The sequence below is a fragment of the Variovorax boronicumulans genome, assembly GCF_040544675.1.
Taxonomy (GTDB): domain Bacteria; phylum Pseudomonadota; class Gammaproteobacteria; order Burkholderiales; family Burkholderiaceae_C; genus Variovorax; species Variovorax boronicumulans_D.
Genome location: NZ_JBEPKK010000006.1, coordinates 87,007 through 102,193 on the forward strand (window position 1 = coordinate 87,007; position 15,187 = coordinate 102,193).

A 15,187-nucleotide genomic window follows, 5' to 3' on the forward strand; every position below is an offset into this window, starting at 1 on the left:
TCGGCACGCATCATGAAGTTGTTTCCCTCCGGTCATGCCACCCATCCGCAATGGCGCATGGCGGCCGGCCTCGTGCTGGCCCAGTTGCGCGCACAGATGGCCTTGCCCGACTACGCCTCGTCGCCCACGCTCGGCCTGCTCTACATCACCGATCACTACGCGGCCGAGGCTCAGGAAATCCTCGATCACCTGAGCGCCGAGCTGCCCGAGGTGACCGACTGGTCGGGCACGGTCGGCATCGGCGTGTCGGCCAACAACGCCGAATACTTCGACGAGCCGGGCATGAGCCTCATGCTCTGCGCGCTGCCGAGCGACCAGTACCGCGTGTTCTCGGGCGTGGCGCCGCTGAGCAACTCCGAAATGAGCGGCTTCGAGGCGCACACCGCGCTGGTCCATGCAGACCCGGCCACCCCCGACCTCACCGAGCTGATCGGCGAGATGGCGGGGCGCACCGACACCGGCTACCTCTTCGGCGGACTCTCGTCGGGCCGTGCCGGCGCGCTGCAGTTCGCGGTGGGCGGCAACGGCAACATCCGCGGGCACGGCGCGGCGGGCGGCGTGTTTTCGGGCGGCCTGTCGGGCGTGGTGTTCGGCGAGGGCGTGCGCGTGGTGTCGCGCGTCACCCAGGGGTGCCAGCCGCTGCGCTCGGGCGCGGTGCGCGAACGCGAGATCACCGAAGCCGACGGCAACCTGCTGCTCAAGCTCGACGGCGAGCCCGCGCTCGACGTGCTGCTGGCCGACCTGCAGGTGTCGCTGGAGCGCCCGCAGGAGGCCATCGATGCGGTGCGCAACACGCTGGTGGGCCTGGCCGATGCGGGCAGCGACGGCATCCGCCGCACCGGCGACCTGGGCGCCGACGTGCTGGTGCGCCACATCATCGGCCTGGACCCGACGCGCCGCGGCATCGCGATCGCCGACGTGGCCGAGGCCGGCATGCGCCTGACCTTCTGCCGCCGCAATGCACAGGCCGCGCGCGCCGACCTGATGCGCATCTGCGCGGAAATCCGCGAAGAACTGGAACCCGAAGAGCAGACGCTGGCCACCGCCCGCGCCGTCGCGGCCGGAGAGGCCGAAGCGGCGCCGCACCCCGCAAGACGCATCGCGGGTGCGGTGTATGTGAGCTGCTCCGGGCGTGGCGGCCCACACTTCGGCGCGCCGGGGGCCGAACTGCAGATCGTGCGGCACGCGCTGGGCGACGTGCCGCTGGTCGGCTTCTTCGCCGCGGGCGAGATCGCCCGGCATCACCTGTATGGCTATACGGGTGTGTTGACGGTGTTCACCAGCAAGGATTGACGGACAAAAAAACGACAGCCCGGTTTTCGATCGCGGAGCCCGTCGCTAGAATCCGCCCGCTTTCTTGAATCTCTGCTGCTGCAAGAAAGAGTGATCCGTGCGCCCCGAGGCGCGCGGTCGATCTCTTTCGCCTCGCCACGCAATGCTGGCCGAGGCTGGAAACCGACATGGTTTCCCAATGGAACAGCAGCCATGAGCAGCAATCATTTTTTGAGACTCCAACGCGCTTTTTCGCGCGCCGGCATCGCCGTCGACTACCGCAACGGTGTCTATCAGTTGCACAACGAGGTTGCGCAAGCGACGGTGCTTTTGCCGAAAAGCCTGCCGCTGGAAGAGAAGGCGGTGAACCAGTTGCTGGCCTTTGCCAGCGTCCGTTCGCCCGATGGTGAGAAGGGCGTCTGCAAGGCCTGCGCGACGCCCGATTTCCATCCGGGCTCCGTGGCACCGGTCGGGAGCGTTGTGGCGACTGACGCGGACTTCGTCATTCCCGCAGCGGTGGGCACCGACATCAACTGCGGCATGCGCCTCTTGACCACCGGCCTCACGCTGGACCAGGTGGCGCCGCACAAGACACGGCTCATCGATCGGCTCACGCGCAGCTTGCTCCACAACGGTCGCGACGTGCCGGTGCACACGGCAGCCTTCAAGGCGCTGTTCGACGTAGGACCGGCCGCATTTCTCGACGCCATCCAAGGCAACGGGCTCTGGTCGTCCTGCGATCGCGACCGGCTGCACGCGGAGATCGACCGCTGTATCGGTCTTGAGAGTTTCGGTGGCAGCGCGCGGCACGCACCGCAGGCATACACCGGCGCGCGCCATGAGGTTTTTCGAGACCCATGTCTGGGCACGCCGGGCAGCGGAAACCACTTCGTGGAACTGCAGGTGGTCGACAAGGTGATGGACCGGCACGCCGCCTACCGCGCCGGCCTCAAGGCCGATGAAGTGGTGGTGATGATTCACAGCGGTTCGCGCGACATCGGCTTCCACGTCGGTGGGCGCTGGATGGACCGTGCGAAGGCCGAATGGCCGCAGGGCCTGCGTCATCCCCGCAGCGGCTTGTACGGACTGTCCGGACCGCTGGCGGAAGAGTATTTGGAGGCGATGGGTGTGGCGGCCCGCTATGCCTGGGCCAACCGTGTCGTGCTCGCCGAACTGGTGCGCAAGGACATGACGGAACTGCTGGGCGCGACGGCGTCGAAGCTGGTGGTCGATGTGCCGCACAACGTGGTGCTGCGCGAGCACGGGATGAACATCCATCGCAAGGGCGCAACGCCGGCGCATGAAGGGGACTTGGCATTGATTCCGGGGTCGATGGGCGATCACTCGTACCTCGCAACCGGCCTTGGTCATGAGGAGTGGTTGTGGTCGTGCAGCCATGGCGCCGGCCGCCGGATGCGGCGTCAGGAGGTGCGCGCCTTGCGCGGCGCCGCGAACCGGGACGAGGGCGCCAGCTGGCAATGCGTGACCCTGCGCGAGGAGCGCTGGATCGAAGAGGCGCCGCAGGCCTACAAACCCATCGGGGAGGTGATCGACGCGCAGGAAAGTGCGGGCCTGATCCGTTGCGCCGTGCGGCTGAAACCCTGGATCACATTCAAGGCGTGATCCAAGGCGATCGTCAGCCCAGTGCGGGCTGCGCGATTCGCGGCTGCGGCGCCGGCATGCCGGTGAACGCGAAATCCACCTCCGGCGCGAGCCCGCTCACGATGCGCGCAATCGACTTGCCCGAGCCGCAGGCGTGCGTCCAGCCCAGCGTGCCGTGGCCCGTGTTCAGGAACAGGTTGGGCAACTTTGTCTTGCCGATCATCGGCACGTTGCTCGGCGTCGCGGGGCGCAGGCCCGTCCAGAACTGGGCCTGCTCGGTGTCGCCGGCGCCGGGGAACAGTTCTTCGACGCGCCGCACGATGGCTTCGCAGCGCACGCGGTTCAGGTCGCGGTCGTAGCCGTTGAGCTCGGCCGTGCCAGCGATGCGGAGGCGGTCGCCCGACTCCGATGTGTAGCGCGAGAACACGAGCTTGTATTCGTCGTCGGTCAGCGAAACCTGGTGCGCCTTGGAGGCGTCCTTGACGGGCAGGGTCACCGAATAACCCTTGGCCGGATAGATCGGCAGGCGGATGCCCAGCGGCGCCGCATACAGCGGGCTCAGCGAACCCATGGCCAGCACGAAGGCATCGCCGCGGATGCGCTGGAAGCGGCCTTCGTTGTCGGTGGCTTCGACATGGTCGATGCTGCCGCCGGCTTCGCGCAGCGCGGTCACCGTGTGGCTCATGAGGAACTTCACGCCGGCTTCGGTCGCGAGCTTGACCAGTTCGCGCGCAAAGCGGTTGGCGTCGCCCGATTCGTCTTCGGCCGTGTAGGTGGCGCCCGCCAGCTGGGGGCGGATGTGGGCGAGGGCGGGCTCGATCTTCACGGCCTCGTCGGCCGAGATCACCAACCGCTCGCAGCCCAGCGCGCGCATCTGCTCGGCGGGCGCGAGGGCGCCGTCGAACTCCTTCTGCGTTGTATAGAAATGCAGGATGCCCTGCGTGCGCTGGTCGTAGCTCAGGCCCGTGTCGCGGCGCAACTGCTGCAGCATGTCGCGGCTGTAGGTGCCCAGGCGCACGATCTGTTCGATGTTGTGTTTGGTGCGTGCCGGCGTGCATTCGCGCAAAAACTGCAGGCCCCAGAGCCACTGGCGCATGTCGGCGCGGATGCGAAAGAGCAACGGGGCGTCTTCCTTGCCCAGCCACTGCAGCACCTTGAGCGGCGCGCTGGGGTTGGCCCAGGGTTCGGCGTGGCTGACGGAGATCTGCCCGCCGTTGGCGAAGCTGGTTTCGGCTGCCGGGGTGGCCTGCCGGTCGATGACGGTCACTTCGTGGCCGAGTTGCTGGAGGTAGTAAGCCGAGGTCACGCCGAGCAGGCCGGCGCCAAGAACGATCACACGCATTTCAAGTACCTTTGAGGTTGAAGCGCTTGAATGGCGGATGTGGTGTGCTATTGAATCAATAGCAAGCAACCGGACGTCCGCCGTCCAAGTTGCCGCTCCCCCTGTCCTCGGTACCTGAGAGATTCACCCGCTGCGCCTTGCAATGGGTTTGCTCCTTCGGTGCATCGCGACCCCTTGAAGTGGTGCGATGGCTCTCCAGACGGCTGTATCAGTTGTTGCAGTACAGACCCCTTGTTCGGGCCGACCTGAGCGTTTATGGGAGTTTGCGCCTTCGGTAGGGCCACCGGGGTGGCCCGCTCTCCTGCAGTGGGCGCGATTGTAGGCGGGGCTTGCGCGAGCGCCAACCCCTTGGTCTCCGACCGTCGGGCCAATGGGATAATCGCTGGCTGATTCGCCAGCGGGCGATCGTTCTGACAACAACAGGGGACCCCATGATCCTGGTAACCGGCGGCGCAGGCTTCATTGGCGCCAACTTCGTACTCGACTGGATCGCGCAAGGCGGCGAGCCCGTCGTGAACCTCGACAAGCTGACCTATGCGGGCAACCTCGAGACGCTCGCGTCGCTCAAGGGCAACCCTCATCACATCTTCGTGCAGGGCGACATCGGCGACAGCGCGCTGCTCGACCGCCTGCTGGCCGAACACAAGCCCCGCGCCGTCGTCAACTTCGCGGCCGAATCGCACGTCGACCGCTCCATTCACGGCCCCGAAGACTTCGTGCAGACCAACGTGCTCGGCACCTTCCGCCTGCTCGAATCGGTTCGCGGCCACTGGAATGCCCTGCCGGCCGACCAGAAGGCCGCCTTTCGCTTCCTGCATGTGTCGACCGACGAGGTCTACGGCTCGCTCTTCAAGACCGACCCGGCCTTCACCGAAGAGAACAAGTACGAGCCCAACAGCCCGTACTCGGCCAGCAAGGCCGCCAGCGACCACCTGGTGCGCGCCTGGCACCACACCTACGGCCTGCCGGTGGTCACCACCAACTGCTCGAACAACTACGGGCCGTACCACTTTCCGGAGAAGCTCATCCCGCTGATGATCGTCAACGCCCTGGCCGGCAAGCCGCTGCCCGTGTACGGCGACGGCATGCAGGTGCGCGACTGGCTCTACGTGAAGGACCACTGCAGCGCCATCCGCCGCGTGCTCGAAGCCGGCAAGCTCGGCGAAACCTACAACGTCGGCGGCTGGAACGAAAAGCCCAACATCGAGATCGTCAACACCGTCTGCGCGCTGCTCGACGAGCTGAGCCCCAAGGCCGACGGCAAGCCCTACAAAGAGCAGATCACCTACGTCACCGACCGCCCGGGCCACGATCGCCGCTACGCCATCGACGCGCGCAAGCTCGAACGCGAGCTCGGCTGGAAGCCCGCCGAAACCTTCGACAGCGGCATCCGCAAGACCGTCGAGTGGTACCTGGCCAACGGCGAATGGGTGCGCAACGTGCAAAGCGGCGCGTACCGCGAGTGGGTCGAAAAGCAATACGACGCGAAGGCTACGGCATGAAGCTGCTGCTGCTCGGCAAAGGCGGACAGGTCGGCTGGGAGCTGCAGCGCAGCCTCGCACCCCTGGGCGAACTGGTCGCGCTCGATTTCGACAGCACCGACTTCAACGCCGATTTCAGCCGCCCCGAACAGCTCGCCGAGACGGTGCTGAAGGTCCGCCCCGACGTCATCGTGAATGCCGCTGCGCACACCGCGGTCGACAAGGCCGAGAGCGAACCCGAGTTCGCCCGCAAGCTCAACGCCACCTCGCCCGGCGTGGTGGCCGAAGCCGCGCAGCAGATCGGCGCGCTGATGGTGCATTACTCGACCGACTACGTCTTCGACGGCAGCGGCAGCAAGCCATGGCAGGAAGACGATGCGACTGGCCCGCTCAGCGTCTACGGCAGCACCAAGCTCGAAGGCGAGCAGCTCGTGGCGCAGCGCTGCGCGAAGCACCTGATCTTTCGCACCAGCTGGGTGTATGCGGCGCGCGGCGGCAACTTCGCCAAGACCATGCTGCGCATCGCCAAGGAGCGCGACAAGCTCACGGTCATCGACGACCAGTTCGGCGCGCCCACCGGTGCGGAACTGCTGGCGGACATCACCGCGCACGCCATTCGCGCGACGCTGCAGGACCCGGCGAAGGCGGGGCTCTATCACGCGGTGGCCGGTGGCGTGACCACATGGCACGGCTATGCGCGCTTCGTGATCGAGCAGGCCAGGGCCGCGGGCGTCGAGCTCAAGGCCGGACCCGAGGCGGTCGAGCCCGTGCCCACCACGGCGTTTCCGACGCAGGCCACGCGGCCGCACAACTCGCGGCTGGACACGACGAAGCTGCAGACGACTTTCGGGCTCGTGCTGCCCGAGTGGCAGTCGGGCGTGGCACGCATGTTGCGCGAGACCTTCTGATCGCAGAGCAAGACAAGAGACACGAACACCCATGACCAAGACGACGCAACGCAAAGGCATCATCCTCGCCGGTGGCTCGGGCACCCGTCTGCACCCTGCGACGCTTGCCATGAGCAAGCAACTGCTGCCGGTGTACGACAAGCCGATGATCTATTACCCGCTGAGCACGCTGATGCTGGGCGGTATGCGCGACATATTGATCATCAGCACGCCGCAGGACACGCCGCGCTTTCAGCAACTGCTGGGGGATGGGAGCCAATGGGGCATGAACCTTCAGTATGCGGTGCAGCCGAGCCCGGACGGGCTGGCGCAGGCGTTCTTGATCGGCGAGGAATTTCTGGGCAATTCGCCGAGTGCGCTGGTGCTGGGGGACAACCTCTTCTACGGCCATGACTTCGCGCATCTGCTGGCGGATGCGGATTCGAAGGAAGCGGGTGCCACGGTGTTCGCATATCACGTGCAGGACCCGGAGCGGTATGGGGTGGTGGCGTTCGATGCCAATGGCAAGGCGAGCAGCATCGAGGAAAAGCCGCTGAAGCCGAAGAGCAGCTATGCCGTCACCGGCCTCTACTTCTACGACAACCAAGTCGTGGACATCGCCAAGGCGGTCAAGCCGAGCGCGCGTGGCGAGCTGGAAATCACGTCCGTCAATCAGACCTATCTGGACAGGGGCAGCCTCAACGTCCAGATCATGCAGCGCGGCTACGCATGGCTGGATACAGGAACCCACGAAAGCTTGTTAGAGGCGGGTCAGTTCATCGCAACGCTGGAACACCGTCAGGGCTTGAAAATTGCCTGCCCAGAAGAAATCGCATGGCGCAACGGATTCATTACCAGCGAGCAACTCGAAAAACTGGCGGCACCCTTGGAGAAGAGCGGCTACGGAAAATACTTGAGACACCTCTTGACCGATCAGGTGCGCTCGTGAGCGGCGATGAGTCGCCCTCCACCAATTCAAGAAACAAGATCACGGTACTCATCCCCACATTCAATCGGCGGGTGCAGTTGCAGCAGGCCGTTGAAAGTGTGTTGCAGGAGCGCCGAGTACCGGTCGAAGTGCATATCTTCGACAACGCATCGACGGATCAGACCGAAGCATATGTTCGCAATCTTGTCGCGAACGATTCCCGTGTCATTTATCTGAGACGTCCGGAAAACATCGGATCCACTGCCAACTATCAACACGCGCTCGGCACTGTCTCGACGGCCTACTTTGTGCCGCTGGCCGACGATGACTGGTTGCTCCCTGGCTTTCTGCATGACGCCTATCAAATACTTGAAGGCCACCGCGAGGTTGGGGCCGCGGTATTTGTGACGGAGGCGCGAGATGAGGCTGGTTCATTCATCGAAACATATCCGGCGCCTCTCGAAAAACTGCATTTCGGATTGCTGCACCCGCGTGAACATCTCACCGATTGGATGCGTTATCTCCACTACGGGTGGAGCTCCGTTCTCTGGCGCAAGGAGACGCTGGCTTGTGTCGGTGCGCCGTATCTGCGCACCGGCCTGCCGAGCGACGTTGATTTTCAACTGCAGATTTTTTGCCAGTATCCGGTCTATTTATGCAACCGGCCGGGCGCCGTCTATTCTGTCCACTCCAACCAGGCCAGCCGCGACTTCAATGTCTCGCACATTCACTCGTGGGCCCTGCTGTTTCAACGGTTGGACCGCGAAATTGATCGGCGCAAGATATTCACGCTGGAAGAGTACCTACCTCTTCGCAAATGCATCGAAGAGCGTTATAGGGGGGCATGGCGGGCCCCCGCTGAAACGGAACTGTCGACTCGCGCACGCCTTTCTGCTGCGATGGCAGCGGGATTTCGCCTCGGAGATTGGGACACGGCTTTTTCGTTGCTTGAAGGCGTGCCTTCGGAATCTGCCCCGGGCGCCAGCAATGTCTTCCGACTTCCCTCGACGGGCCGCGAACTGGAAGCCCGATTGGCAGGCACAGCTGACAGCGCCGATGACTTGCTGGGGTTGACAATTGCCTGGATGAAATTGGCGCGCAAGAATGCTGAACTGCTCGAAGATGAGATCGCTGAAGCGACGCAAGCAAGAAGAGACACGCACGCCGAATTGTCGGGAGAGGTTCTTCGGCTTTCACGCGAGCACGACGAATTAGTCACGGAACTTCTGGCGTGTCGAACTCGAGAGAGTTCCGCCTTCGCAAAATTTGAAGTCGCCGAGAAAGGGCGCCTGGAATCGGCGAAAAAATTTCAGGAACTAAGCAGTCGCCCTTTGGTGCGAATCGCCAGGAAACTCGGGCTTCTTCAGCTGACCAAATAATGTACGAGGCCTCCAACGCATGAAAGCAGTCATCCTCGCCGGCGGCTTGGGAACACGCATCTCGGAAGAGACCCATCTCAAGCCGAAACCCATGGTGGAGATCGGTGCCAAGCCCATGCTCTGGCACATCATGAAGCTGTACTCGGCTTACGGCATCAATGACTTCATCATCTGTTGCGGCTACAAGGGCTACGTCATCAAGGAGTACTTCGCCAATTACTTCCTGCATATGTCCGACGTGACCTTCGACATGCGCAGCAACGAGATGCATGTGCACCAGCGCAAGGCGGAACCCTGGAAGGTGACGCTGGTCGATACGGGGGACGAGACGCTGACCGGTGGTCGCCTGAAACGCGTGGGCGAGTACCTGAAGGACGACGATGCGTTCTGCTTCACCTACGGCGATGGCGTGGCGAACCTGCGGATCGATCAGCTGATCGAATTCCACCGTTCCCATGGCCGACTCGCGACCGTGACTGCAGTCCAGCCGGCAGGCCGGTATGGTGCGATCGAGCGAGATGGCGATGTGGTCCGAGGCTTCGTCGAGAAACCGCGGGGTGATGGCGGCTGGATCAACGGAGGCTTCTTCGTGCTGTCACCGCGATGCCTTGACTACATCGACGGGGACCAGACGAGTTGGGAGCGCGAGCCGCTCGCGCAGATCTCGCAGGCGGGCCAGTTGATGGCGTTCGAGCATGCTGGTTTCTGGCAGCCCATGGACACGCTGCGCGACAAGACGCAACTCGAACACCTGTGGGCAAGTAACGCCGCGCCTTGGAAGGTATGGCCGTGAATCCCGCGTTCTGGCAGGGCAAGCGCGTCCTGATTACGGGTCATACGGGCTTCAAGGGCAGTTGGCTGGCCTTGTGGTTGCACCGCCTGGGTGCCGAGGTCCACGGCTACGCGCTCGCGCCGCCGACGCCCACCAACCTATTCTCGGCGGCGCGCGTTGCCGAAGTCCTGAAGCGAAACTTCATCGCCGACGTGCGCGATGGCGAGTTTTTGCGCGACACGGTTCGAGTGATTGCACCCGACATCGTGTTCCATCTTGCGGCCCAGCCGCTTGTTCGTCAGTCGTACCGCGAGCCAGTGGAAACCTATGCGACCAATGTCATGGGAACGGTCCATCTGCTCGAGGCCGTCAGGTCGTGCGAGAGCGTGCGCGTGGTCGTCAACGTCACAACGGACAAGTGCTATGACAACCGCGAATGGGTCTGGGGTTATCGCGAGGGTGAGGCGTTGGGCGGCACCGACCCCTACGCCAGCAGCAAGGCTTGCGCAGAGCTCGTGAGTGCCGCCTATCGCGCGTCATTTCTTGCCGCGGCGGACGTGGCGCTTGCCACGGCTCGCGCCGGCAACGTGATCGGCGGAGGCGACTGGGCCGACGATCGGCTAGTGCCGGATTTTTTCCGCGCGGCCCAAGACGGACGGACACTTGAAGTGCGCTACGCAGGCGCAACGCGACCCTGGCAACATGTGCTCGAGCCGTTGTCGGGTTACCTGCAACTCGCTGAACATCTGGCCGGTAGAGATCCGCGTTTTGCCGATGCTTGGAACTTCGGTCCTGCCGATCGAGACGCCATCACAGTGCGCGGCTTGCTCGATCGCCTGGTCCAGAAAATGCCCCAGACCCAGTGGCATGAGACTCACGAGTCGACCCCGCATGAGGCGAGCTATCTAAAGCTAGACAGCAGCAAGGCTCGAAGCATGCTTGGCTGGGTGCCCCGGTGGGGGCTTGACGAGGCCCTCAATCAAACCGTGGCATGGCACCAAGCCTGGGTGGCTGGCGCTGACATGCACGCCGTGTCGCTCGCGCAGATCGATGCGTACGAAACGAGTAGGAGCAGCGGAGCCATCGATGCCTAAGTTCTCCATTACCGAAACGGCGCTGGAGGGCGTCAAGGTCGTTCAGCGCTATCGCATCGAGGACGTGCGCGGCTTCTTCAGCCGATTTTTTTGCGCCGAAGAACTGGCCGTAGCTGGCTTCGATCAGCCGGTTGCTCAAATGAACCAGACTCTCACGCGCCGTCGCGGATCGCTACGGGGTCTGCACTTTCAGCATCCGCCGCACGCGGAAGACAAGTTCGTGAGTTGCGTGCGCGGTGAGGTCTTCGATGTAGCGCTCGACCTGCGCAGGAACTCGCCGACGTTTCTCCGTTGGCATGCGGAGACGCTGAGCGGCGACAACGGTCGTAGCCTGCTCATACCCAAAGGATTCGCACACGGGTTCCAGACGCTCTGCGACGACGTCGAACTGTTATATGTTCACTCCGCGCCATATGTTCAGGGTGCAGAGGGCGGGGTGAATCCCACAGACCCCTTGCTTCGCATTGCGTGGCCGCTTCCGTTCGCGGATCTTTCCGATCGTGACGCCGCGCGTCCTCTCCTGACACCCGATTTCGTTGGTATCTAAATGAAATGCCGCCATTGCCAATCGGAGCTCTCGCTTCAATTGATGGATCTCGGGTCGTCCCCGCCCTCCAACGCCTACCTGAGCGCGTCGCAGCTTGCTATGCCCGAGAAGTGGTACCCGCTTCGCGTGTTCACCTGTACTCAATGCTGGCTCGTGCAGACCGAAGATTGCGCGCACTACGCCGAGCTGTTCTCAAGCGAGTACGCTTATTTCAGTTCCTATTCGACGAGTTGGCTCGCGCACAGTCGGCAGTATGTCGAACATGTCGTGGATCGGTTCGCGCTCTCGGCGGTGTCTCGCGTCGTCGAAGTGGCGGCCAACGACGGCTACCTTCTGCAGTATGTTCAGTCGGCAGGCATTCCCTGCATGGGCATCGAGCCGACGGCGAGTACCGCGCGCGCCGCACGTGCCAAAGGTCTGGAAATCGTCGAGGAATTCTTCGGTGTGGCACTGGCGCAGAGGCTGGTCAGCCAAGGAAATGCGGCTGATCTGACCGCGGCCAACAACGTGCTCGCGCACGTTCCCGACGTGAATGATTTCGTCGCTGGCTTCGCGGCATTGCTCAAGCCGCAGGGCGTGGGCACGTTCGAATTTCCCCATCTCATGCAATTGGTGGACGGGTGCCAGTTCGACACGATCTATCACGAGCATTTTTCCTATCTTTCGCTTTCAGCGGTCAGGCGGCTGTTCGAGGCCAACGGTCTCGACATCTTTGATGTCCAAGAGCTTTCAACGCACGGTGGAAGCCTGCGCGTCTACGCGCAGCGCAGTGACACGGGCACGAGACCGAAGGACGCTCGCGTGCACCGACTTTTGCACATCGAGGCGGAGGCCGGCATCGAGACGGCCGCGTATTACGCTGGCTTTCAGGCGAGAGCCGACGACATCAGGGATGGCCTTCTCACGTTCCTGATCGACGCAAGGCGCAGGGGGAAGCGGGTAGGTGCGTATGGCGCTGCTGCTAAGGGAAATACCTTGCTCAACTATGCCGGGGTGAGATCGGGCCTGCTGCCCTGGGTCGTCGACCGGAATCCCGCCAAGCAGGGCCAATACATGCCCGGCAGCCGCATTCCGATCGTTGACGAAGCGCATCTGCGCAGGGAGCAGCCGCACTACGTGCTGATCCTGCCCTGGAATCTGAAGGCCGAAGTGATGAGCCAGCTTGCCTACATCCGCGAATGGGGTGGTCAGTTCGTATGTGCGGTGCCTTGGATCGACATCCGATGAAGATCGCGGTCACCGGCGCGAGCGGCTTCGTGGGGCGTCACGTATTGCAGGTGCTCGCCCTGTCGAAGGACGTCCAGGTCGTTGCGGCATCGCGCCGGGCGGCGGATGCGTCGTGGTTGCCAGCTGGCATGGCGCATGTCGCCATCGATATGGGGGGGCCTGTGGAGGATGCCTTTCGCCGATTGGGCGAGCCGGACGCGGTGATTCATCTCGCATGGGATGGATTGCCGAACTATCGGGCTAGGCATCATTTCGAGACCCAACTGCCTGAGCAATACCGGTTTCTTCGCCAACTCGCGGAATCGGGTCTTCGCTCGCTGGTGTGCGCGGGCACCTGTTTTGAGTACGGCATGCGGTCCGGCGAACTCGACGAAAACCTGGTCCCCGATCCTTCCAATCCCTATGGTTTTGCCAAGGATGCATTGCGGCGCGAACTGCAGTTCCTTGCTGCAGACACAGGCCTAGCCCTGACGTGGGCCCGACTTTTCTACATGTATGGTGAAGGCCAAGCACCGGGGTCGCTATACAGCCAGTTCATCGCGGCCAGTAAGCGCGGCGACGCAGAGTTCGCCATGTCGGGCGGGGAGCAGTTGCGCGATTTCTTGCATGTGCGCGATGTGGCTCGGTATCTGGTGACCCTGGCTCTTCTTCATGCTGGAGCGGGCGTTGTGAACGTGTGTTCCGGCACCCCGACATCGGTGCGCTCCCTGGTCGAGGGATGGCGCGAAACGTATCAAATGCCTATGAAGCTCGTCCTCGGGCACTTCCCATATCCGAGCTATGAGCCAATGGCGTTCTGGGGAAGAAATGCCAAGCTGCAACAACTGATGGGAGCCATGTGATGCGACACGAGCTCCTACGAATTGCAGGACTGCCAGTTCTGCAGAACAAGGTGTACGACACCACGGCTGCTGGTCGAGCATCGCCCAGAGGCGACATGGTTCTGACCCAGGATGAGGCCACGGGGTTGGTGTTCAACAGCAAGTTCGATGATGCGTTGCTGACATATGACGCGGACTATCAAAACGAACAGGCGTGTTCCTCCATTTTCCGTGAGCATCTTGACGCGGTGCTGGCTATCGTCAAGCGACATTTTCTGAGTCCGTCGCTCATCGAAGTAGGTTGCGGCAAGGGCTACTTTCTTAATCATTTGCGCCAGGCCGGCTACGATGCCACAGGCATAGATCCGGCTTACGAAGGCGATAGCCCTCATGTCATCGCGGCGCCGTTCTCGCTTGGCCTCGGTGTGTCTTCCGACGCATTGGTACTCCGACATGTGCTCGAGCATATCCAGGACCCCGTGAGCTTCCTGCGTGCGATTGCGCTGGCCAATGGCAATCAGGGGAAAATCTACATTGAGGTTCCCTGCTTCGATTGGATCTGTGCTCGCTGTGCTTGGTTCGACATCTTCTATGAACACGTCAATTACTTTAGGGTCGTCGACTTTGATCGAATGTTCGGACGAATCTACGAAAAAGGCCATGTATTCGGGGGGCAGTACCTCTATGTGGTGGCAGATCTTGCCAGCCTGCGCGTACCAGTAGCCGATCCTCGGTGGCACATCGAATTGCCGGCGAATTTCACAGCGGGCATCGACAAGAGCAGGGCCGTTGCGCTAGCGAATCGCGGCGAGAAGGCTGTTTGGGGTGCGTCGTCCAAGGGCGTGATATTTGCTCACCACTTGCGGTTGGCGGGTATTGAATTCGACTTGGCCGTGGACATCAATCCTGTCAAGCAGAACAGATACATGGCAGGTACGGGCCTGAAGATCGTGGCGCCAGAAACCGCGTTGAAGACGCTGCCGGACGGGGCGCTCGTGTTTGTAATGAACTCAAATTATTTCGACGAAATCCTGATGCAATCGCAAGGGAAATTTCGTCTTGTGAAGGTGGACCAAAATGTCATTTGAAGCTGAAGTCGCAGCCCGCGTAGCGGCCAATGGAACCAATGCAACGCTGCAGGCGGATGCAAAAGGGTTGATCGAATCTTCGATCAGTGCAGGCTATTCTTACAACTTTTCGTGGATGGGCCGCCCCATCATCCAGTACCCGCAGGACATCGTTGCGATGCAGGAAATCATCTGGCGTGTGCAGCCGGACCTGATCGTCGAGACCGGCATCGCGCACGGTGGCTCGTTGATTTTTTCCGCGGCCATGCTCGAACTGAATGCCGCGTGCGGTGGCCCAGCCGACGCGAAAGTGCTGGGCTTGGACATTGACATACGTGCGCACAACCGTAGCGCCATCGAGGCTCATCCGATGTTCAAGCGCATCTCGATGATCGAGGGCTCGAGCATTTCACCGGAGATCATCGAGCAGGTGCGCCAAGCCGCCGCCGGCAAGCGCAGCGTGCTTGTATGCCTAGACAGCAACCATACGCACGCACACGTGCTTGCGGAACTCGAGGCGTACGCGCCCCTGGTGACCGTGGGCAGCTATTGCGTCGTGTTTGACACCATCGTCGAAGACTTGCCAGAAGGCCTTTTCCCCGATCGTCCATGGGGTCCGGGGGACAATCCCAAGACCGCCGTGCACGAGTTTCTCAAGACTCAACACGCCTTGTTCGAAATCGACCGCGCCGTCGACAACAAATTGCTGGTCAGCGTTGCCCCTAACGGATACCTCAAGCGCGTAGCTTGATCAAAGCCAGCCAACTC

14 protein-coding genes and 2 riboswitches are annotated in these 15,187 nt (G+C 62.4%); of the genes, 13 read left to right on the forward strand and 1 reads right to left on the reverse strand.

The window, feature by feature from the left end; genetic code table 11:
* Window positions 1–12: 12 nt before the first annotated feature.
* Window positions 13–1,293, forward strand: a complete 1,281-nt coding sequence (locus ABIC90_RS12895; protein WP_354354512.1) for an FIST signal transduction protein — start codon at window positions 13–15, stop codon at window positions 1,291–1,293.
* Between the two features lie 192 nt (window positions 1,294–1,485).
* The gene (locus ABIC90_RS12900) at window positions 1,486–2,895 is read left to right on the forward strand and encodes an RtcB family protein (RefSeq protein ID WP_354354513.1); all 1,410 of its coding nucleotides are present in this window, start codon (window positions 1,486–1,488) and stop codon (window positions 2,893–2,895) included.
* A 13-nt stretch (window positions 2,896–2,908) separates the two neighbouring features.
* Here ABIC90_RS12900 and ABIC90_RS12905 read toward each other — a convergent pair whose 3' ends face one another.
* Window positions 2,909–4,216 (reverse strand): D-amino acid dehydrogenase, encoded by a 1,308-nt coding sequence (locus ABIC90_RS12905; protein ID WP_354354514.1) that lies wholly within the window; start codon window positions 4,214–4,216, stop codon window positions 2,909–2,911.
* A gap of 91 nt (window positions 4,217–4,307) precedes the next feature.
* Window positions 4,308–4,425: riboswitch (glycine riboswitch) on the reverse strand.
* A gap of 4 nt (window positions 4,426–4,429) precedes the next feature.
* A riboswitch (glycine riboswitch) is annotated at window positions 4,430–4,530 on the reverse strand.
* 117 nt (window positions 4,531–4,647) lie between these two features.
* Between ABIC90_RS12905 and rfbB the strand changes: the two genes are divergently transcribed.
* The 11 genes from rfbB to ABIC90_RS12960 are packed head-to-tail and all read left to right on the forward strand — an operon-like array spanning window position 4,648 to window position 15,170.
* Window positions 4,648–5,718 (forward strand): dTDP-glucose 4,6-dehydratase, encoded by a 1,071-nt coding sequence (gene rfbB, locus ABIC90_RS12910; protein WP_354354515.1) that lies wholly within the window; start codon window positions 4,648–4,650, stop codon window positions 5,716–5,718.
* The gene (gene rfbD / locus ABIC90_RS12915) at window positions 5,715–6,605 is read left to right on the forward strand and encodes a dTDP-4-dehydrorhamnose reductase (protein ID WP_354354516.1); all 891 of its coding nucleotides are present in this window, start codon (window positions 5,715–5,717) and stop codon (window positions 6,603–6,605) included. Before rfbB ends, rfbD begins: the two co-directional genes overlap by 4 nt.
* A gap of 31 nt (window positions 6,606–6,636) precedes the next feature.
* On the forward strand, window positions 6,637–7,533 hold the full coding sequence (rfbA, locus tag ABIC90_RS12920) for a glucose-1-phosphate thymidylyltransferase RfbA (protein ID WP_354354517.1): 897 nt from the start codon (window positions 6,637–6,639) through the stop codon (window positions 7,531–7,533).
* Complete coding sequence (locus ABIC90_RS12925; protein ID WP_354354518.1) at window positions 7,530–8,891, forward strand: glycosyltransferase family 2 protein; 1,362 nt, start codon at window positions 7,530–7,532, stop codon at window positions 8,889–8,891. Before rfbA ends, ABIC90_RS12925 begins: the two co-directional genes overlap by 4 nt.
* Window positions 8,892–8,910: 19 nt before the next feature.
* On the forward strand, window positions 8,911–9,684 hold the full coding sequence (gene rfbF / locus ABIC90_RS12930; protein ID WP_354354519.1) for a glucose-1-phosphate cytidylyltransferase: 774 nt from the start codon (window positions 8,911–8,913) through the stop codon (window positions 9,682–9,684).
* On the forward strand, window positions 9,675–10,757 hold the full coding sequence (gene rfbG, locus ABIC90_RS12935) for a CDP-glucose 4,6-dehydratase (protein ID WP_436318207.1): 1,083 nt from the start codon (window positions 9,675–9,677) through the stop codon (window positions 10,755–10,757). Before rfbF ends, rfbG begins: the two co-directional genes overlap by 10 nt.
* Window positions 10,750–11,304: a dTDP-4-dehydrorhamnose 3,5-epimerase family protein gene (locus ABIC90_RS12940; RefSeq protein ID WP_354354521.1), complete on the forward strand. Its 555-nt coding sequence runs from the start codon at window positions 10,750–10,752 to the stop codon at window positions 11,302–11,304. The genes rfbG and ABIC90_RS12940 overlap by 8 nt, the downstream gene beginning before the upstream one ends.
* Window positions 11,305–12,531, forward strand: a complete 1,227-nt coding sequence (locus ABIC90_RS12945; protein ID WP_354354522.1) for a class I SAM-dependent methyltransferase — start codon at window positions 11,305–11,307, stop codon at window positions 12,529–12,531.
* Window positions 12,528–13,373 (forward strand): NAD-dependent epimerase/dehydratase family protein, encoded by an 846-nt coding sequence (locus ABIC90_RS12950; RefSeq protein WP_354354523.1) that lies wholly within the window; start codon window positions 12,528–12,530, stop codon window positions 13,371–13,373. Before ABIC90_RS12945 ends, ABIC90_RS12950 begins: the two co-directional genes overlap by 4 nt.
* Window positions 13,373–14,440 (forward strand): class I SAM-dependent methyltransferase, encoded by a 1,068-nt coding sequence (locus tag ABIC90_RS12955; protein WP_354354524.1) that lies wholly within the window; start codon window positions 13,373–13,375, stop codon window positions 14,438–14,440. The genes ABIC90_RS12950 and ABIC90_RS12955 overlap by 1 nt, the downstream gene beginning before the upstream one ends.
* Window positions 14,430–15,170 (forward strand): cephalosporin hydroxylase family protein, encoded by a 741-nt coding sequence (locus tag ABIC90_RS12960; protein ID WP_354354525.1) that lies wholly within the window; start codon window positions 14,430–14,432, stop codon window positions 15,168–15,170. Before ABIC90_RS12955 ends, ABIC90_RS12960 begins: the two co-directional genes overlap by 11 nt.
* The last annotated feature ends 17 nt before the right edge of the window (window positions 15,171–15,187 follow it).